The sequence below is a fragment of the Kitasatospora sp. NPDC049285 genome (genome assembly GCF_040678815.1).
GTDB lineage: Bacteria > Actinomycetota > Actinomycetes > Streptomycetales > Streptomycetaceae > Kitasatospora.
Genome location: NZ_JBFAQR010000092.1, coordinates 1 through 22350 on the forward strand (window position 1 = coordinate 1; position 22350 = coordinate 22350).

Genomic DNA, 22350 nt, shown 5'->3' on the forward strand with positions numbered 1-22350 from the left:
CGCATCACCCCCACCGAACCGGCACGACAGGAAATCGATCCCGCCCTTCCCGTCCAACTTCCCACCGTCGTAACCAGCGATCAGCAGATCCGCCAACTGACGCTCCGACACCGGAGCACCCGACGACCCCACATGCATCGCCACCACGAACCGGTCACCACGCGCCGACAACCCGTCCAGCGCCTCACGGAACTGCACCTGCGACGACGCCGACAACGACCGATCCGTCACCCACACACCCGACGGAACGTCCCGAGAACGCACCACCGTCGACACCGGAGCCACCCCCGTCGGGAACTCCACCGAAATCACCGCCGACCGGAGATGCGCCCCGGCCGGGCCTCCCGCAGGAAGCGCGTCGCTGCCCACTGACTCCGCCCGGAACAGCGGGCCCAGGTCCAGCTTCACCTTGGCGGCGGCCAGCTTCGTACCGATCTCGTTCATCAGCAGCGCCCGCACCGACTTCGCCCGCTTCAACCCGACCGACGTCGCCAGGAAACGCCCGTTGCCCCGCCCGGTCACCGTGACCACCGGCTGCTCCAGGCCCACGAGATGACGACGGATCAGCTCCGGCGCGAGCTGGCGACCCAGCGCCCGGACGCTCCGCTCCCCGTCGGGGTTCGGCGAGACCGCCCAGCGATCGAACGACACCACGTACGGACGCACGCTCATCCCGGCGTCCCCCCGCGCCTCCGGCATCAGCTCGTTCGGATGGAAGGTCAAGTATTCGCCGTACGGACCCGCCTCGGAATGCGCATCGACGTAGAGGTCCGGCGCGACAACCGGCTGGTGCACCGTGGCGGCCTGCCAGATGACCCCGGTCCTGGAGGTCGGCGCGTGCACGGTCAGCCCCGTCCGATCAGCCACCGCCTGCGCCAACGCAGCGGACTCACACGCGACCAGCACGATCGACGGCTTCTCACCCAGTTCTTCCGCGCGCTTCCGCAGCCCGGTGACACTCGAGCGACGGGTCAGGAACCCGCCCAGCTCAGGCCCGGAGGCGTCGACCGATCGACCACTCTCCAATTCCAGCGAGACGGAGAGCGAGTCGGAGTGTGCGAGGAAGAAGTAGGTGTGCTCGCCCCACGGGACCGGACGATGCAGCGCCACCGGGTGCCTGCTTACGCCTGTCACATACGTCCGGTTGGCGATCGCCAGCGCCGTGTTGGACTCGTGGGTGGACCAGTCGGCATCGTGGTTGCTGGCCCGCCCACGGACCAGCAGGTTTCCGGCGTCGACGACCGGACGCATCAGCACCATGTGGTCCGGCACCCTCATGCCGTCCGTTGTGGTCACCGCGCCGTACCGGTGCAGGGTCGGGTCGGCCGCGCCCTTGGACGGCGGGTCGATCCGCAGGATCTGCCCGCGCGGACCCGGTTTGCCGCCGGCGACAGTCGCGGGCGCCTCCAGCGCGAACGACCAGACACCGTGCCAGGCCTCCTGCCGGCGAATGCCGTTCGTCGGGGCGTAGACCACCCGGTCCGTCGCCGCCGCGATCCGCCGCACCAGCTCCAGATCCGACCGCGCCGCCGAGGCCACCGCCACGAACACCGGCACATCCGGATGCTGCGCCTTGAGCCGCGGATCCGCCGCGACCAACTCCGCGAACTCACCGAACGACAACCGGCGGTCTCCACCGTGCTCGGTGGCCAGCTGCACCCCGTCCGCCCGCAGTTCCGCCATCACGAAGTACGGTGCCCGGTCTCCGCCCCACGGCACGGGGATCCGGCCGAGGTCCTCGACCACCTGGTGCGGAGGAGTCGCGTCCACCAGGACGTGTCGGTAGGTCGGCAGATCGGCCTTGAAGCCCGCCAGCTCCGACGGTCCCCCAACCAGCTCGTACGCCTCGAACGCCTGCGTCGCGAGGTAGGCGCGTCCCGTCACCGCACTTCCCGGGCCCTCGCCGAGCGGCCGGCTCTCCACCCGCACATCCGTCCCCGGCACCACGGACAGGTCACGCCCCTGCCGACCCGCCCCCGCACTGAACGGCAACGGGTCACCGAACTTCGCCGCCCCCTCCAACGGGGTCACGACATCCGCACCGGCACCCGACTCGAACCCGTCGGGCAATGCGCCGTCGATGGTCCCGTCGGCCGTCAACCGGTAGCCGGCGACATCCTCCTGCACCGCCGTGTGCTGCGCGTCGCCACTGTCCGTGAACCTGCGCCACTTCGAGTCCCCACCCACCACGACCACCGGCTTGCCGTCAGCCCGCAGCCCCACCTGCTCCGCAACCACCACCTCACGCCCACCGCCCGCGGTCGGCACCACCCACACATCACCCACCGGCGCCCGACCCTCGACACCCACCGGCACCAACGGACGCGGATGCGCCGCCTGATGCACCCACAACGCCTCCAACGCGAACCGCACCGAACCCGCATCGCCCCCACCGAACCGGCACGACAGGAAGTCGATCCCGCCCTTCCCGTCCAACTTCCCACCGTCGTAACCAGCGATCAGCAGATCCGCCAACTGACGCTCCGACACCGGAGCACCCGACGACCCCACATGCATCGCCACCACGAACCGGTCACCACGCGCCGACAACCCGTCCAGCGCCTCACGGAACACCACCTGCGACGACGCCGACAACGACCGATCCGTCACCCACACACCCGACGGAACATCCCGAGAACGCACCACCGACGACACCGGAGCCACCGCCGACGGGAACTCCACCGAAATCACCGCCGACCGCTGCCGCTCCTCCGGCGTACCTCCCGGGGTGATCTCGGCAGGCAACTCGCCCCGCCCCACCGACTCCACCCGCACGCTCAGGTCCAGCTTCACGTTCGCGTCGGCCAGCTTCGCACCGATCGCGTCCACCAACAGCGCCCGCACCACCTTCGCCCGCTTCAACCCGGTCCACGCCGCCGTGAAACGCCCGTTGCCCCGCCCCGTCACCGTGACCACCGGCAGCTCCAGACCGGCGAGATGACGACGGATCAACTCCGGCACGAGCTGGCCGCCCATCGCCCGGACTTCCTCCGCCTCGTCGGGACTCAGCGACGTCGACCTGTGAGCGAACACCACGGCGAGCGGATCCATGGTCATCCCGCCGTCGCCCATCGACTCCGGCGACAGCTCGTTCGGATGGAAGGTCAGGAACTCCCCGTACGCACCCGTCTCATGGTGCACTTCGATGACGAACTCCGGACGGTCGGCCCCCTGCTGTGCCGTCGGCTCGTCGTAGATCATTCCGGTCTCGGAGGTCGGCGCGTGCACGATCAGCCCCGTCTTGTCCGCCACCTCCTGCGCCAACGCAGCGGACTCACACGCGAGCAGCGCGATCGACGGCTTCTCGCCCTGTTGTTCCGCCCGCCGCACAAGCGCATCGACGCTCACCCGACGGCGCAGGAACCCGCCCAGCTCCTCCCCGGAGACGTCGATCGCTCCGCCGTCCTCCGTACTCAGCGCGACGGACTCCGTGCCGGCATGCGCCACGAAGAAGTAGGTGTGCTCACCCCACGGGACCGGACGACGCAACACCACCGGAGACATCGTGCTCGCCACGTACGACCGATTGTCGATCACTTGCCCGACATTGAGGTCGTCCACGGCCCACTCAGCGTCGCCAAGGGTGCCTCGCCCGCGGACCAGGAGGCTTCCGGCCTCGACGATCGGATGCATCAGCACCATCCGGTCCGGCACTGTCCCACCGTCCAATGTCGTTACGCTCCCGAACCGGCGCGGCCCGGGGTCGACCCCTCCCTTCGACGGCGGGTCGATCCGCGCGATCTGCCCGCGCGGGACCGGCTCGCCGCCCTCGACCGTCGCGGGCGCCTCCAGCGCGAACGACCAGCCTCCGGGCTCGTCCTGTATGCGGATTCCGCCCGTCGGGGCGTAGACCACCCGGTTCGTCGCCGCGGCGATCCTCCGCACCAGCTCCAGGTCCGACCGCGCCGCGTGAGCCGCCGCCAGGAACACCGGCACCTCCGGAGGCAGCGCCTTGAGCTGCGGATCCGCAGCCACCAATTCCGCGAACTGATCGAACGTCAACTCGTGGTCGCCGCGGCGCTCGGCGGCCACCCGCACCCCGTCCGGGCCCACGGCCGCCATGACGAAGTACGGTGCGCTCCCTCCGCGCCACGGCACCGGCACCCGGCCCAGGTCCCCCACCACCTGGTCGACACTGACGCCGACGTCGGAGTCGGAGTCGGAGTCGAGGTCCAGGGCGGACGTCAGGACGTGGCGGTAGGTCGGCAGATCGGCCTTGAAGTCCGCCAGCTGCGACCTGCGGCCCACCCGCTCGTAGCCACCGAACGATCGCACGTCGAGGTATGCGCGGCCCGTCACCGCGCTTCCCGGGCCCTCGCTCAGCGGCCGGCTCTCCACCCGCACACGCGTCCCCGGCACCAGGGACAGGTCGCGACCCTGACGGCCCGTGCCGGCGCTGAACGGCATCGGCAACGGCGACGGGTCGCCCAACGTGACCGCCCCGTCGATGGAGGTCAGCACGTCGGTGCCGGTGCCCGGCCGGTAGCCGTCGGGTACCGCGCCGTCCGTGGTGTCGTGGTGCACCGCCGTGTGCTGGGCGTCCCCGCTGTCGGTGAACGTCCGCCACTTCGGGGCGGTACTCCGGGCCACCACCGGTCGGCCGGCCTGGTCGACGCCGACGTGGTCGGCGACGACCACCTCGCGCCCGCCTCCCTGGTCCGGCTGCCCGCCGTCCAGCTTCGGGACGATCCACACGTCAGCGAGTGGCGCCCTCCCGGTGAACGGGCCCGCCGCTGCCGGACGCGGATGCGCCGCCTGGTGCTCCCACAGCGCCCGCATCGCCTCCGGGAGATGACGTTCCGTCGACGCGCCGAGCCGGGCGGAGAGGAACTCGATCTGCGACCTGCCGTCCAGCCGCCCGTCGTCGTACGCCGCCACGAGAACCTCGGCGAGCTGCTCCGGACTCACCGACGCATCCTCCCCACCCGCGGGCATCGCGACCACGAAGGTGTCGTCACGGTGCAGCAGGTGGTTCAGAGCGACTTCCGCCTGGGCGTTCGCCTCCTCCGAACCCGGCCGCGGGTCGGCGATGAGCACCCCCGAGGCTGTGTGCCGCACCGCCGGTCCGTCGGCCACCGCCGGTCGGTCGGCCACCGCCGACGGGTGCATCGGGACGGTCCAGTCCAGTTCGGGCATCGTCACGGTGTGGGCCGTGGGGAGCCAGCCCTCCTCCCACGTCACCGGCGGGGCCGACATCATTCGGCGCCGGTCGCGCTGCGGCTCCGTCAGGAGCCACAGGGCCAGGGCGCGCTTCTTCGCCGCCGGGTCGGTGAAGACCAGGTCCACCAGCCGGGTGAAGTGGTCGCTGTCCTCGTAGCGGTGCCTGGTCAGCCGCATGCCTTCGGGCAACTGCCGGACGTCCGCCTCCGGTCGGTGCTGACGGGCGGCGGTGCCCAGCGGCCGTGCGGCCGTGGCGAACTCCTGGCCCGGGTGGTTCTTCGCATGGACGATGATCGCGCCCCACAGCTCGACCAGTGCCTGCGTCACCCGCGGATCGAGGTTCGCATCGGCGAGGCGCACCTCCAGGTGGTCGTCGTCGGTGCCGTGCACGCTCCGGAAGTTCACCGCTACCTGCCGCCGTACGCTCAGTTCTCGCAGGTAGGTGCGGAGTTCACGTCCGGACGGTCCGGCCTGCGGCAGGCCGTGGGCGCGCCGGGTGTAGCCGAGGCTCGGCGCGACGTCGAGCGGTACGGCGTATTCGGTTCCGCGGTGCTGGGGGCTGTGCGGGTCCTGGCCGAGCTGGTACAGCACGTCCTCGAAGGACTTGACCAGGTTCACCAGGGTCATCAGCCGAGGGACCATCAACTCCGGCCGGTCGTGGTAGTCCAGCGAGAAGTGGATGTGCGCACCCGCGCCGCCCGCGTACCCGCCCACCTCCCGGATCAGCCGCATCACGTCGACGACCGCCTGCCAGGTCTCCGGACGCTCCGGATCCAGTTTCGCGCTCACGTACTCACCCGCCACCGTCGCGTCCTGCTCGAGCCGCCCGGTGGCAAGGTCGGCGCTGTACCCGTGGTCGTGGCTGGCGTGGTAGCCGTGGACGCCCGGCTGGCTGAGCCCGTGCTCCTCCAGCCGGTCTGCGAGCTCCAGCAGGACGTTCGCGTGCCGCGTACGGTCCTGGTGGTTGAACTCCACCTCCAACCCGAAGTAGGCAGGCAGCTGCGGCGCCCCCGGAGGGCGCACGAAGTCGTACGGCAACGGGTGCCGGCCCTCGGACGCTTCGACGATCTCGTCCGCCAGCCGCTCGTAGACCTCGCGGCTCCCCAACTTCACGATTCCGTCGGACGGTTGGACCTCGCCCAGCTCGTTCATCGGACCCACCGTGGTCTCGGCGAAGCCCTCGGGCCGGACTGCGGGGTTGTAGTCGGGGTTCGACCGCAGGGGCCACAGGGCGGCACGCCTGGGGGCCATGTCGAATTCCGAGCCGAGGATCAGCTCGGCCCTGATGCCGCCGAAGAACGCCACGGTGTCGGCGCCGTAACCCAGCCCGTCCTCCGTGGCGGCCCGGACCGTCACCCCTTCCTTGGCGAGCACCCGGAAGCGGACCCAGTCGGTGGAGTAGTAGGGGGTGTCGGCGGGCCGGTAGGCGTCGTTCGTCGTTCCCACCAGCCACATCGACGGGGTTTCCTCCACGCTTCCCGGCGTCGCGAGCACCTCGCTCAGCGGGATGTAGCCGCGCGTGGCATCGGTGTACGTGGGCGTCATGGCCGGGGCGAGGCCCTGCGCGAACGCCACGTCCGGATCGGGGAACTCCCTCATGGGCAGCCAGACGTAGACCACGGTGTCCTCGGCGACCGACTGGTACTCCTCACCCAGCAGCGTGCGGTCGGCGACGACCGCCGCCGACCAGCCCACCTGCGGCGCGGTTGACCGGTGCGACCCGAGCGAGGCCGGTTCTGCGGTGGGAGAGCCGTCGTCGGAGCGCACCGACCGGTCCGCCGCCTCGGCCGCCGAGGGCGGGGCGTCGGCGTCCGGAGCCGGCTCGGGTGCCTCCGGCCCGCTGTCCGTCGCACCGTCCCAGTGCCGGACCTCCGAGGCGTCGAGTGCCCGGGTGGCATCGTCGGCCGGGACCACCGGCGCGTACCGGCTCCGTTCGCCCCGCGTACCCGGGACCTTGGCGAGGACCAGGGCGGTGTCGGCGTCGACCGACGAGGGCGGCACCTTGTTGCCGCGCGCGTCCAGGAGGGTGCCGTCGGGCTGGACCAGGTAGACGTCCAGGTCGAACTGACCTGCCATCAGGTCGGGCACCACCTGGTCGAGCAGCGGATGCCACGCGCCGTCGCGCAGTGCGGCCATGAACTGCGAGCGCTCGGTCGGCGGCACGATCCGGGCGCTGCGGGAGCCGCGGGTCAGCGCCTCCTCGTGGAACGCCTCGGCGAGCGAGTTCCGCAGGCTTTCGGCGTCCGGTCCGCCGTCGCCGTCCAGGTCCAGCCGGTCGCCTCCCGCACGCAGCAGGGAGTCGAACAGGCTCGCCGCGCCGGTCTCGCTGCCGGCCCGGCCGGGGGCGAGGCCGAGGTCCGCGACGGAGTCGAGTTGATTTCCCGTCAGGCTGTAGTCGGCGGTGCCGGTGTCAGCGCCGAACTTCACGGCGCCGTCGATCGGGGTGAGGACGGCGAGCCCGTCGGCGTCGGTGGCCGGGTGCTGCGGGTGTTCCCGCTCGAGGTCGAAGCGCAGGTGCAGGTTGCCGTTCCGGTCGCGCAGCACGGCTGCCCCGCCGATGGTGTAGCCCGCGCCGTCGGGCAGGTCGGCGAGCTGGTTGTACTGGCGGACGAGGTTGGCGACGGCCTTTCCGTTGTCGGTCCGCAGCACCTGCTGGAAGGCTGGGTCGGTGGGGCGCAGCTCCCGGCTGTCGGCTCCGCCGGCTTCGGCGAGCACGCGGGTGAGGGTGTCCGCCGCGGCGCCGGGCGAGATGTTCTGGTGGTAGATCAGATCCGGCAGGGTGGTCGGGAGGTCGGGGGTGGTGGGCGCGGCGAGCTTCTCGGTCACCTCGGCTGGCGTGCCGCCGTCGTGTGCGGCCTTCCACTGGGTGAGGGAGGCGTCGCTGGCGAAGTAGCCCGTGCCCGGGGCCCGGTAGGCCTCCAGGACGACCTGGAAGGTCTTGCCGCCGGCGGTGCGGCCGTAGGCGTTGCGGAACGCCGCGCCGCTGAGCGGCGGCCGGTCGGCGGCGCGGTCGGGGTCGCTGCGGTAGTCCGTCGACACCTGGTCGATCTGGACGGCGGAGGCGACGCTGTCGCCGGCCCTGGCGGCGTCGGCGGAGATCGCCGGCAGGGCGCGGGAGAGCCTCCTGATCTCGATGACCTCGGTGTCGGTGCTCGCGCTGTAGGTGCGCATCCGCTGCTCCGCGGCGGCCGCCGCGTGCTGCCGCGACGATGCGGCCGCCTCGCGCAGCCTGGCCGCGTCGGCCTCGGCTGCCGCCTGGGCCTGGGCGGCGTCCTGGTAGCCGTTCGGCGGCGGGAGCACGTCGAGGTCGTCGGTGACGGTCGGGGTGTGCGCCTGGTCGCCGCTGTCGGCGAAGGTCCGCCAGCGCGACTGCTCGCCGACCACGACGACCGGGGTGCCGTCGGGGCGCAGGCCGAGCTGTTCGGCGACGATGACCTGGTGCTCGCCGTCCGGTCGCACCTGGCCGTTGACCGCCTTGGGGGCGATCCACACCGCACCGAGCGGGGCGCGGGCGATGAGGGTGTCGGACACCTCGGCGCGCTGGAAGTGGGGGTCGGCGTGGTGCTGCCAGAGCTTGGTCATGGCGTACTCCACGTGCGTGACGGCGTCCGCGCCGAGGCCGCAGGAGACGAACTCGATCGTGCTCTTTCCGTCGAGCCGGCCCTGGCTGTAGGCGTCGATCAGCGCTGCTGCCAGCTGGTTCCGGGTCAGCGGGACGCCGTCCGGGCCGGTGTGCATGGCGATGACGTGGGTGTCGGGCCGCACCGGCAGGTGCTGCAGGGCCTGCTGGAACGGGCGCAGCGTGGCGTCGTCCATCCGGTGGTGGCCGAGCAGGTCGCCGGCCGGGAACTCCTGGACCGGCGCGGGGCTGACGACCGGGTGGGCGAGGCCGGCGGGGTGAGCGGGGTCGAAGACCAGCCGGTGGTCGCCGGGCGTGGTGTCGGCGGTGGTCTCGCTCTGCGGGATGTCGATCGACACCGGGATCAGGCCGCTGACCGTCTCGGTCTCCCGAGAGCGTCCCAACTCCTTTTTGGTGAAGGTCAGTTCGATCTGGGCGTGGCCGTCGAACCGGGACATCGGCAGGCCCAGCTTGCCGCCCGCGGCGATCTTGCCGTTGTTGCCCTCGGAGAGGCCCGCGCGGCCGCGGTGCTGCAGGCCGAGGCTGCCCTGCAAGGAGGTGCCGCCGAGCACCCGGCCACCGCTCTGCGCCTGGCCGCCGAGCGAGCGCACGCCCATGGCGGCGCGGGTGGAGGAGACGGAGAACTCGTTGGCGGGGCTGAGTTCGGCCTTGGCGTCGGTGGAGCGGTACTCCAGGCTGACGATCTTGAGGGCGGCGGTGACGCCGGCCTCGCCGACGAACCACCGGTTGGTCGGCTCGGGGGTGGCGAGGCCCTGGCCCTGGGTGGCCGCCACGGCGCGGCTGGACAGCTGCGGGTGACTGAGCGTCCGCTCGGCCACCTCGCTGAGTCGCTTCCAGGTGCGCTCGCTGAAGAAGCGTGAGCCGTGCGTGTGCAGCAGGTCGCGGATGCCGGAGACGTCGCCGACCCAGCGCACGACGTCGAGGTCGCGCAGGCCGTCTCCGAAGATCCGGGCCGGGGGCACCCGCACGTCGAGCGTCCGGGTGGGGTCGGGTGCGGGGGTGGGCTTGGTGTCGGGGGACTCGGCGGTGACCTCGACGCCGACCTTCGCCACCGCCATGGAGTGCCGGGCGGTGCCGAACGCCAGGAGACGCCGCAGTGGGGAGGGAACACGCGCGGTGGCCTCGTCGACCAACGGGGTCTGACCGTTGCTGCCGACGCCGGCTTCTGCGGTGTACCGCCGCGGCACGCCCGCGCCGGGGCTCGCCCGGTCGGCATCTCCCAGCCGGATCAGCGGGGTGCGCCGCATCCGGAAGATCAGCCGGACCTCGCCGGTGAGGGCCGCACCGACCATCTTCGTCTTGACGGCCATGCCGGAGGTGACGGACTGTGACTGGACCTCGAGCACGTCCCGGCCCGAGCCCTTGGTGACCGCGGCGCCGACGGTGACGCCCGCGACCGCGTTGGTGGTGACCTGGACCGAAGCCGTGACCGTGTTGCCGCTGCCGGCACCGTACGCGGTGGCGCCGTCGGAGCCCGCGAAGGTGCGCTGGAGGGTGGTCCCGCCGTTGAACTCGACCTGCGGGATGTCACCGGAGTGGGCGAGCCGGCCGACCGCGGCGGTGATGCGCACCGAGGCGCGTCCGTCGGCGACCACCAGCGGTTCGCCCGCCATCATCGCCTTCAACCGGGGCTGGAGGTTGTCCAGTTGGAGCGCTTCGGCCACGCGGGCGCGCAGACCGGGCTTTCCGAGGCCGCCGGTCCACGCGGAGCCGAGGGCCGCGCGGGCGGCGGCGTCCACCGTGCGCAGGGTGGCGTCGATGCTGGGCCGGCCACCGTCCGGGTCGGGCAGCAGGTAGACGTTGCTGATCACGTCGGAGGAGCCGAGCCGCTGGAACTGCTCGATCCGGTGCGGAACCGCGCCCCCGGGGCCCGGTTCGGGGCGTTCGGCGTGCTGCGCTTCCAGCGGCCGCGGCCGGACCGTCTCGCGCAGCGGGACCACCACGGTGGCGGTGACCGGGACCACGAGGGCCTGCTCGGGGAAGGGCCGGCCGCGCTTGCTGAGAGCGAAATCGACGGTGAACTCCGCCGTTCCGGAGAGGAAGGCGGCGGGTTCGGTGTTCCTGCCGCGGCTGACCGTGCCTCCCGTGGTGTCGGCGGTCTGGCCCTTGGCCCAGTCGCTGCCGCGGGTGAGCCCGAGGCCGAGGTCGACCTGGCCGAGCTTGGCCCGGAGGTTGGCGGTGTAGTTCCGGGTGACCACCCTGTCGTCGCCGAATCCGGCCGTGACGCGGTGCTGGGTACCGGTGTCGAACTCGTAGGTGGCCACGGTGTCGGCGTGCGCGAAGCCCTTCAGCACCGCACGGACCGTCAGCTTGCCGTGCCAGCCGTTCGCGGACAGTTCGACCGACTGCTGGCTACGGGTCAGCTGGGAGAGGCCGGTGCGCACGGCGACCGGGTCGAAGGCCTGACGGAGCACCCGACGGGTCTCCGGCGACAGTTCGCCGAGGTGCGCGGTGAGCTGGTTCTCGACGGCGCGCAGGAGCTTCGCGTCCTCGGTGCCGAGACTGTGCAGCACGTCCGAGGCGCCCATCACGCCGTCGGCGATCCGCGCCGGGGGCAGCCGCAGCTCACCGGGGGCGGCGGGGGTCGCCCGTTCGGCGACGACCGGGCCGGTGAAGGCGCCGTTGTTGGGCGTGGCGCCGCCCTCCGCGACGGTGAAGCTGCCGGTCTCCCTCGCGTCCAGACCGAATTCGGCCTCGACCTCGGCGGTGCCGCGGTGCTCCCGGCCCCCGCTGCTGATCGTCAACGCGACCTCGACGGTGGCGTCGAACAGCGCCTCCGGCCTGGCGTACTTGCCGCTGGCGGAGATCTTGCCCGAGTCGCCCTGCCGCCAGCCACTGCGCTTGCGGCTCTGCCACCCCCCGCCGCCGCTGCCGCCCACGGCGGAGAGCACCGAATCGGCAACGCTCGCCGTGCCGCCGCCCTGGGCCTGGACGGCCTTGCCGTCGGCCAGCAGGTAGCGCTTGGTGGTGAAGGTGCTGACCTCGTTCACGGTGTTCAGCTCGGCCGCCTTTTGCAGGCGGCGGAACGCCATTCCGGTGATCCTCGCGGTGGCGGACACCTGAACGGTCCGGCCGCGCCCGCCGAACGTGAGCACCGGGCTGTCCAGCGACCGGCCGCGGGTCATCGCGGTGAGGTCGGCGAGCACCTTGTCGTAGGCGAACGTCCGGTGGAGGTCGTCCCGGACGGCGTCCCACTCCTTGCCGAGGGCTCGGTGGCCGAGCGTGTCCAACTGGCGTCGCAGCGGCTCGACGTTGCGCAGGTCGCGGACGGTGGTGGTGTCGGACAGGCCGCCGCCCTGGTCACCGGCGAGCCACACGCTGTCCGCCGGGGTGTGCACCACCGCGCCGACCGGGAAGCTGGCGTCCGGGGCCTGTGCGCCGTCGCCCCGGACGAACAGGGTGGGATCGGCCGTGCTGCCCTGCGACCGGTTCGTCGACGCCGCGGAACCGTTCGGGCCGGTGAGCGTGGAGTGCGCGTCACCGTCCGGACCGGCCGCGGCCATGCTCAGGGTCTCCGCGGACACCTCCGCGCCGTTCTCGTCCGTCACCACGATCCGCAGGTCGGACGGGCCGGTCGCGGGCTCGTGAGAGGGCACGGGCGAGGGCACCGCGACCGCTTCGGCCTGTTCGATCAAGGCCCGGAAGTGGAGGTCGACGGTGGCGTCGGCGGTAAGGGTCTCCAGGATGTTGGTCGTCGTGAAGTCCAGGCGCAGGGCCGCGATGCCGACGAACTCCACGGCCGGCGCCTTGGTCTTGCTGGCGACCGAGACCTCGTGGCTGGATCCACCGAGCCGGACCCGGTCCCGGGCGACGGTCTTGCTCGCTCCGAGGTTCCCGGTGAACGCGCCGTTCGCGACTTCGAGTTGACCCGGCGTCGGGGCCTGGACGCTGTCCCCGTCGGCGGCCTGACGGGTACGGGAGCGGAAGGTGCCGCTGCCGAGGTTGAACTCGGTCTGCTTGACGTTTCCGGTCTGCCACATGCTGGCCACCGAGGCCGCGACCACGACGGTGGCCTTCGACAGGCCGTCGGGGTGTGCGTACTCGACCCGGATCGGCTGACCCGACATCATCGGGCGCAGCTCCTGCTGGAGCCGGGTCAGGCTGAGTTCGGTCTCCAGTTTGGTGCGCAGGTCCGGCCACATGCTGCCGAAGAACGACCGGCCCCGGTCGTCCAGGCCGCGCAGCAGGTTCTGGGCGACCCAGACGTCGCTGACCACGTCGGAGCTGCCGAGCCTCAGGTCCCGCTTGATCCGGTCGGGCACCGCGTAGCGGTCCCCCACCGGATCCCGCCGACCGGCCGCGTCGAGGGTGTCGCGCACCGGGACGCTGACGACGGCGCCGATGTCCAGGGCGGTCCGCGCCTCTCGGCCGGTACGGACCGGCGTACCGCGGTAGCGGAGGGCGCTGTGGTCGGCGGTCAGCCGCAGTGTGGCGGAGAAGACCGCGCCCGGTTCGATGTTCTTCCCGCGCTGGATGGCGCGGGCTCCCTCCACCGCGGCGCTGCCGTGGATCGAGTCGCGGGTGTACGTCGCGGACCCGCCGGCACTGAACACCAACGGAAGTTTCGCCTTGCCCGTGAGACCGGCGGTGAGCCGCCAACGGCTGTCCTCGGCGAAGCCCTGGCCCATCTGGTGTTCGGCGCCGACCTCGAACTCGGCCTTCTCGACGACCCGGTTGAACTCCATCCCGACGACCTTGACGGACAGTCCGAGCGTGCCGCTCCACCCGTCGCCCTCGATCGGCATCGCCCACGCGTCACCACGCGACAGCGCCGAGAGCACCGGACGCAGGGTCTGTGCGTCCAGGTAACTGCGCACGAGGGACTCGACCGCCCGGCTCGCCGCGGCGTCGGGCCCGCCGCCGAACAGGCGGGTGATCTGCTTGACCAGCTCGTTGGCGTCCGTGCGCAGGCCCACCACCTGGTCGGCCGCGGACAGTCGGCCGGTCTCGAGGATCCGTCGCGGCGCCGTGCGCACCGCGGCCGGGTCCACCGGCACCGCCGGCGCGAACGCCGGGTCGGTCGCCGGGCCCACGGTGCCGTGCTGCGCCGGGGTCGTCTGGGCACCGCCGTTCGGCTGTGCGGTGCCGCCCGCCCGCGAGCTCTCGGCCGGACTCGCCGGCTGGGGCCCGAACTTCACGGCGTCGTCCAACGGCCCCGTCACCTCGTCGGCATCGCCGTGACGGTAGCCCACGGGCAGCCGACCGTCGACGGTGCCGTGCTCGGTCAGGTGACCGCCGACGCCGTCCGTCACGACGGCGCGCCCGTTCTCATCCGGGCTGAACGTCCGCCAGCTCGACTCGCCGCCGACCACGACCACCGGCTTGCCGTCCGGGCCGATTCCGACCTGCTGGGCGACGATGACGTCCGGCTCACCGTTCGCCGTCGGCACCACCCACACGTCACCGACCGGCGCACGCCCCGGAATGTCCGCCGGGACGAGCATCCGCGGGTTCTGCTCCTGGTGCCGCCACAGCTCCTCGAGCGCGAACTGCACCTCCGAGGCGTTCGCGGCGCCGTACCGGCAGGCCAGGAAGTCGATCCCGGTCTTCTCGTCCAGCATGCCCTCGTCGTACTGCTCGATCAGCAGGTCCGCGAGCTGACGCCCCGTCACCGGCGCCCCCCGCTCGCCCACGTGCATCGCCACCACGAAGCTGTCACCACGCGCCGACAACGAGTCCAGCACCTGCCGGAACTGCACCTGCGCGCGCGGCGGCAACGCCCGATCCGTCACCCACACACCCGACGGGATCTCCAGCGCACGCGCCCGCGGCTCCTCCTCCATCGTCACGGGGAACTCGGCCTCAACAGTCACCGAACGCTGCCGCTCCGCCTCCGGCCTTCCCGGCAGAAGGTCCGCCGGCAGCGTGCGCTGGCCTGCCGAGCCCACCTTGAACAGGTCGTCCAGCGCGCCCGGGTCCATCGCCACGTTGGCGGCGGACAGCCGTGCACCCACCTCCTCCACCAGCACATCCCGCACCGACTCCGCCCGCGCCCGCCCGCTTGCGTGCGCTGCGAGCCGCCCGACACCGCGCCCGGTCAGCGTGAAGACCGGCTGTTCCAGACCGGCGAGCTGACGACGGATCAGCTCCGGCGCAATTCCCCGAGCCAGGTTCCGAACGGTGCGCTCCGCCTTCGGCGACAGGTCGGTCGTGTTCTGCTCGAATGCCACCGCACGCGGCGGCATGGTCATCTCGTCGTTGAACAGCGACTCCGGCGACCTCTCATTCGGGTAGAAGGTCAGGTACTCGCCGTAGCCCCGGTCGTCGCCCCTTCGGACGTACACATTCGGCGTGGCCGGGTAGTAGTGGTCACCGTCGTACGAATAGGTTCCGGTGATGGCCGTCGGGGCATGCACGGGCAACCCGGTCTTGTCCGCCACCGCCTGCGCGTGCGCGGCGGACCTGCACGACACCAACACGATCGACGCGTCTGCCCCCTGCGCCGCCAGCTCCTGGAGCCCGGCGATGCTCGAGCGCCGACTCAGGAAGCGGCCGAACTCCGGCCCGTCGACGCGGGCGGGCCTGCCATCGGTCCTGACAAGCTTGACCTCCTCGGTACTCGCATGCGCGGTGAAGAAGTACGTGCGCCCCTTCCAGGGCACAGGGCGGTGGTAGATGTCCCAGCTCGCGTTGGGGCCCAGGAGGTAGGTCGACTGGGCCGTCACTCGGTGCCATTGCCCCTCCTCCGTCGCCCAGTCGCCCGAGGTGGTGCTCGATCGGCCGCCGATGCCCAAGTCCGGCGCCGCGAGCGGACGCATCAGCAGCTCGCCGTCGGGCACGGTCCTGCCGTCGAGGGTTCTGACCTTCCCGGGCCGGCCCAGCGCCGGATCGACACCGCCCTTGCTCGGCGGGTCGATCCGCAGGATCTGCCCACGCGGCGCCGACTTCCCGCCGGAGAGCTTGTCCACCGCCTGCAACCCGAACGACCAGCCGCTGTGCTCCCGCTCCACCCCGATCCGGGCCGTGGGCGCGTAGACGACCCGGTCGGTGACGGCCGCCAAGGTACGCACCAAGTGCAGGTCCGACTCCGCCGCGTACGACGCCGCCAGGAGCAGCGGCACGGTCGGGTCCAGGGCCTTGAGGTGGGGGTCGGCGGCCACCATCGCGGCGAACGCCCGGGCCGACACCGTGTGGTCTCCGCCCCCCTCCGCGGCCATCCGCACCGATCCGTCGCGCACGGTCGCCATCACGACGTACGGCGTCGGCCCACCGTGCCACGGCACCGGTACCCGGTCGAGCCTCTGAACAACGGTGCCGGGGTTCGCCGCGGACGTGATGGTGTGCTGGTAGGTCGGCAGGTGGGCGATGAACCGCTCCACCGCGCTGCGGCTTCCGGCGTGCTCGTGGCGAGGGAGCGACCCTTCGCTCAGGTAGGCCCGCCCAGCCACCGGCTTTCCCGGCCCCCCGCCCAGCGGCCGGCTCTCCACCCGCGCGTCCGTGCCCGCCAGCGCGAACAGGTCACGGCCGTGCCGACCGCCGCCAGGGACGAACAACCCCGGCGGAGTGTCGGTCAGATTGACGGCTCCCTCCAACGGCTTCAGGAAGGCGGCGACGTGCTCGTCGGCGGCTCCGTAGCCGGTCGGCAGCGGAACCGTGGCAGGCATGTCGTCCTCGGCGATGCTGTGATTGCCGTCACCGCTGTCGACGAAGACCCGCCACTTCGGGTCGGTACCCGTGACGATCACGGGCTTGCCGTCCGGTGCCACGCCGACGTGGTCCGCGAGGACAACCTCCCGGCTGTCGTCGAGGGTCGGCACCACCCACACGCTGCCGGTCGGCGCCCGCCCGTTCAGCGGCCACGGCGCGCCCTCCCGCGGGTGCGCCGACTGGTACTCCCACAGCCGCTGCAGGGCGAACCGCACGTGGTGCTGGGTGTCCGCGCCCAGCCCGTGCGCCACGAACTCGATCAGGGCCTTCCCGTCCAGCTTTCCGGTGGTGTAGGCGGTGAGCAGCACCGAAGCCAGCTGCGCGGGAGACACCGGCGGGCCGTCCTGGCCGACGTGCATCGCCACCACGAAGGTGTTCTGACGCACCGGCAGCTTGTCCAGGGTCGCCGAATAGGCCTTCGCAGCGATCGGGTGCAGGGTGCTCTCGCCCACCCACATGCCGGCCGGTATCGCCTTGGCCTGCAGTGCCACCGGCTTCGGCAGCTCCATCTCGATCAGCGCAGTCTGCCGACGGACCGCCGGGTCCTGACCCGGAAGCACCTGGCCCGAGGGCTCGCTGTCGCCGGCGGACACGCTTCGCACCAGGGACCGGAGGTCGAGCTTGAGGCCGTGCGGGGCCAGCGCGTCGTCCAGCGCGGCACGCAGCACGTCGGCCACCCGCTCCGCCCGCGCCTGCCCGTCAGCCCTGGCGGTCGTGCCGAGACCCCAACCGGTGACCTTCAACCGCGGCTGGTGCAGGCCGTCGCGGTGCCGGCACCGCAACTCCGGGACGAGCTGCTTGGCGAGCGCCTCGGCCGCCTTAAGGCCGGCGTCCGGACCCTCGCCGGCGAACCGGATCGTCACCGGTTCGACTGCCAACTCGCCGTGCGACACCGAGTTCCCGGCACCGGGAAGGAAGGTGCGGAACTCGCCTGCGAAACCGTCTGACGTCTCCTTGACGGCGAGGCCGGCCGCGTTAGCGAGGTCATAGGGGTCGCGCAGCTTCCAGAGTTTTGCGCTCCCCACGGGGGCGTGCACGGGCAGCCCGATCTCGTCCGCCACCCTTTGGGCCTGCGCAGCGAAGTCGCAGGCCACCAGCACGATGGAGGCGGGAACACCCTCGGTCGCCTTCTTCACCAGTCGGTCGACACTCGGCCTACGGCGCAGCATCCGCCCCAGCTCCCGGCCGTCCACGGACAGCTCTCCGGCAGAACTCGGCAGCCCGAAGTCCTCGGAGTTGGCGTGCCCGACGAAGAAGTAGGCGTGGGTCGGGTCCCACGGCACCTTGCGGCTGACCAACAGACTGGCGTTTGCGTTCGACAGGACGAGGTAGCTCGAGTACTCGCGGAGACGGCTCATCGGCCCCTCCGAGCTGTATGCGTCGGTTTCCGGGAGCGCCGTCCGCCCGATCGGCCGCAGCGTGACCGCGTCCACGATGGGCCGGGTGAGCAGATCCGCGTCCGAGATCGACTGCCCGTCCAGGGTGGTGACGGTGGAGTGACCTCGCCGCGGAACAGCGCCGTCCAGCCTCGGCGGATCGACCCGGACGATCTGACCGCGCCAGCCCGGGACCCAGGTCCCGTCCGACTTCTGCACCGTCGCGGGCGCCTTCAGCGCGAACGCCCACCCGCCGGGCACCTCGACCCGGCCGACCATGGCGGTCGGGGTGAAGACCACCCGCCCGGTCGCCCTCGCCACTTCACGTGCCAGGTTGAGGTCGAGGCCTCCGGCCTGATCGACGATCAGCACGATCGCGGCGTCCCGGTGCTTCGCCTGCAGCACCGGGTCCCCGGCCATCAGCAGTGCGAACGAACCCGGCGCCATGCCGTAACTCCGGCCCTCCGAGGTGGTCATCCGCACCCGCTGGCCGCTGACCTCCACCAGGACGAAGAACGGCTTCTCCCCTCCGGCCCACGGCGCGGGGACGTCTCCCAGGTCCTGGACGGTGTACTGACCACTGGAGTCCGCCATCAGGTGCCGGTACGTCGGCAGGTCACCGCGGAATCCCAGCAGTGCGGAGCTGTCCGCGCCGTTCGGCTCGGCGTCATCGAACGACGTCCTGCTCAGATAGGCTCGACCGCCGGTCTGGTCCCCCGGCGATGCGAGCAGGCGACTCTCGATGTAGTACGCGCTGCCCCTGTCCAGATGCAGGTCACGTCCGTGGCGACCCACCCCCTGGTAGAACGGCTGGAGTCCGTCCCCCGCGTCCGGCCCGAACTTGGTCGCTCCCTCGACCGAGCCTGTGACGTCCTTGGCCTCCCGCTGGGTGGCGAGCAGCGTGTCGTACCCGGTCGGTGCATGGTCGACGACCGTCCCGTCACCGGTCAGCAGACCACCGAACTCGGCAGCCGTCTCAACCGTGTGCGCCCCGTCACCGCTGTCGGTGAACGTCCGCCAGAACGACTCCGAGCTCTGGACGACCACCGGCCGGCCGGCCCGGTCGACACCGACGTGGTCGGCGACGATCACCTCGTGCGCACCGGCTTCCACCGGCCGGCCGTCCGCCATCTTGGGGACCACCCACACGTCGCCGACCGGCGCCCGCCCGGTGATCGTCCCCGCCACCCCCGCGCGCGGGTTCGCCGCCTGGTGCGCCCACAACGCCCGCATCGCCTCCGGTACATGACTTTCCGTCGGCGAACCGAGGCGGCACGAGAGGAAGTCGATCCGCGACTTCCCGTCCAACTTCCCACCGTCGTACGCCGCCACCAGCACATCCGCGAGCTGCTCCGGACCGATCGGCGCGCCCTCCGCTCCGACGTGCATCGCCACCACGAACGTGTCATCACGACGCGGCAGGTGCTTCAGCGCGTTCTCCGCCCGGGCATTCGCTTCCACCGAGCCGGGCCGCGGGTCGGCGATCAGCACCCCCGAATCCGTGTCCCGCACTCCCAGCGCATCAGCCACTGCCGAGTAGTCGGCTGCCGACGGCGACGCGCCGCCGACCGTCACCCGCTCCGCCGAAGGCGCCTCGTCGAGCACCGCCGACTCGCCGTCGACCGGCGTCTCCGCTGGTACCTCGGCGACCTCCACCCGGTGCCGGACGTCCCTGAGCGGCGGACGGCTGCGGTCCGGTTCGGGGACGCCCGCCCCGTCAGCGCCCAGGACATCATCCGGACCATCGACGCCACCGAACATCCCGTCCAGGGCTTCCCGCTCCGCCAGGAGCTCAGCCGCCGACGGCGACGCGTCATCGATCACCGGTGCCGCCTCCGGCAGTTCGCCGTCACCCCGCAGCGCGCGGCGCTCGGCAGGCGACAGGGGGAAGCCCACCACGCCGCCATCCGTGACATCCGCGTCGTCGTCCTCGGACGTCCGGTCCAACGCCGCAGCGCGATCGTCGGCCGCCTCCTGCTCACGCTCGAGGATGGCCGCCGCGTCGACCACCGTCAGACCCGGCGCCTCGGCCCCCTCCTTCACGTACTCGGCCAGCAGCACCGTCGCGGGATGCACCTCGGAATCCTCCGGCACCGCGTGGCCCCGGTCGGCGAGGAACTCGTGAAGCCTGGTCACATCCCCCGGCCGGTTCTCCCCGCCGGGGCCGACCGAACTCTCCAGCACCACCCCGGCCCTGGCCGCCATCTCCCGACTGACCGGACCACGCAGCACCTGCCCGAGGTGCTCGGCGACCGCCTTCGCCGCACCCGGCGGCACCCGCCGCGCCCACTCCCACTGCGACGAGCCCTCACGCAGCAACGGAGCCCGCAGGGCACCGGCCGTCCGACCGTCGATCGCCCCCAGCACCACCAGGCGGTCCACCACGGACACCAGCTCACGCGCATCCGCGTCCATCGAGAGCACCGAACCCGAAGGCAACACGAGCGCCCCGTCGCGCTGCGCCGCCGCCCACGGATCGACGACCGGCTCCGCCCGACCGGCGGCCGACCGGTCATCGGCGGTCGTCACCAGGCGCTCGCGCAGAGCGATCGTCGCGCTCGGGTCCAGGACGTTCGCCTCGTGTGTGCCGTTCGTCAGGTAGTCCGCCAGCAGGCGCGACGCGGCGTCCTCGGTCGTACGCCCCGTCAGGTCGTAGCCGCGGGCCGTCAGGAAGTGGCGCAGCTTGGCCACGTCCTCCACGAGGTTGGCACCGCGCTTGCCGACGGAGGAGGTGAGGTCGAAGCCGATCCGCTTGGCCATGTCGGGGGTGATCGGCCCGTTGACGGTCCGCTCGAAGCCGCTGACGATCAACTTGGCCGCGGGCCCCGGCACCTGGTCGGCCCAGGCGAGATCGAAACGGTCGCCCTCGGCGATGCGGATCAGCGCCTGCCGCTGCCGCCGCGCGGTGAAGTCGTCGATCAGGCCGAGTGCCCGCATCCGGTCCACCACCGAGGAGAGTTCCGGCGCGGTGGCGTCGACGCTCAGGCCGGTGTCGGTGGGGCCGGGCGGCGGCGGGCTCTGAACGCGGGCGGCAACCGGGTCGGCGACCGGATGCTGCGCGTTGGTGTCCTCCCCCTGCGGGCGATCCACCGCCGGCTGCGGCCCGGCAACGTCGGATGCCGGGCGGTCCACAGACGGCTGTGGGGCGGCGACGTCGGATGCCGGGCGGTGTGCTCGGTCGGTCGCGGCGTCGTCGCGGGTCGGTGTCGTCGGCGCGTGGCTCGGCCCGGAGCTCTCGGTGCGGTGGCCTGCCGCCGTGGACAGCGCCCCGAGCACCTCCTCGCTGAAGGACGTCTGCGAGGCCCCGAAGTGGAACGGGGCGTGCTGGGGCGCGCCGCTCTCGGTGCGGGGACGTGGCGCGCCGTCGTCGGACGGCGCCGCCGCGCCGCGGCCGGCCGCCTGGTCGGTGGCCGCGCCGGTGGTCTTGATGTTTCCACCGTTCAGGGCGTCGTCGATGGCCTGCTGGCCCGGGTTCTCCTCCCGGGCCGCGTCGCCGGTGCCGGTCTTGTGGGTGAAGAGGTTGACGATCGGGGTGTCGGAGCGCAGGTCGAACCCGGAGAACGGGTTGGAGAAGAACCACTTGGCCAGGTCCTTCGCACTCTGCCCCCACGACTCGTCACCGTCGTGCCCACCCGGACGCGGCACCGGGAACGGCGCGGGGTTGCCGGTCATGTTCGCCAGGAACGACACGAAGTTCAGCGGATGCAGCAGCCCGAAGTACTTCGCGCCGTCCGGGTTCTCACGCCACTGCCGCTCCCGCAGCCAGTTCTGGTACCGGTCGAACAACGGCTCGAAGGTCTTGTGCAGGACGTGACCGAACGCGCCCATCGCCATCCCCGACACGAACGAGCCCCACGACGTCGAGAACGTGTGGTCCTCACTCCAGAACAGGTTGTACCCGATGTCCGACGCGACGTTCTGCCCGCCCTCCTGCAGGATCTCCCCCAACGCATGACCCAACTGGAACAGCGCGTTGCCGTGCAGCGGATGCTCCGCCGTGAAATGCCCGAACATCCCCGCGAAGCCGCCCACGCCCTCCTTGCCCGCGGACGCCGTGAACAGGTCGGGGAACTCCCGCGCCATCCGCGACAGCGGCCCGTTGTCGGCGAGCTTGCCCAGCGCGCCGCGCAACACCTCGGCCAGTCCCGCGTGGTCCGCCCCCAGATGCCCCCAGTGCTTCACGAACGCGTCACCGAAGTTCTGCCCGATCTGCCGCGCCTCCTTGGCCAGCAGGCCACTCCCCGCGTCCGTCAGATGCTCCTCGAAGATCCGCCCCATCTTCCGCGCGAACGCCTCCGCGATGCTCCCCTCGCCGAACCGGACGAACCCCGCTTCCAACTGCTGCACCGAAGCGCCCAGCAGATGACCCACCGACTTCGCGAACTCCTGCCGCGCCGACGCCGAACCGAGCTTCCCCGCCTCCCGCGCGACATCCCGCTCCACCGACCGCACCGCGTCGAGGACCAGCCCCTTCCCCAGCCCCTTCACCTCCGCCCCCGCCAGGTGCGACACCCCGCCCTGGACGTC

The 22350-nt window shown here is 72.0% G+C and carries 1 protein-coding gene; it reads right to left on the reverse strand.

Translation table 11 applies throughout. The annotated features are described in order from the left end of the window. Positions 1–22350 (reverse strand): hypothetical protein (locus AB0K51_RS32740; protein ID WP_363461569.1); only part of this gene is annotated, 22350 nt, incomplete at both ends.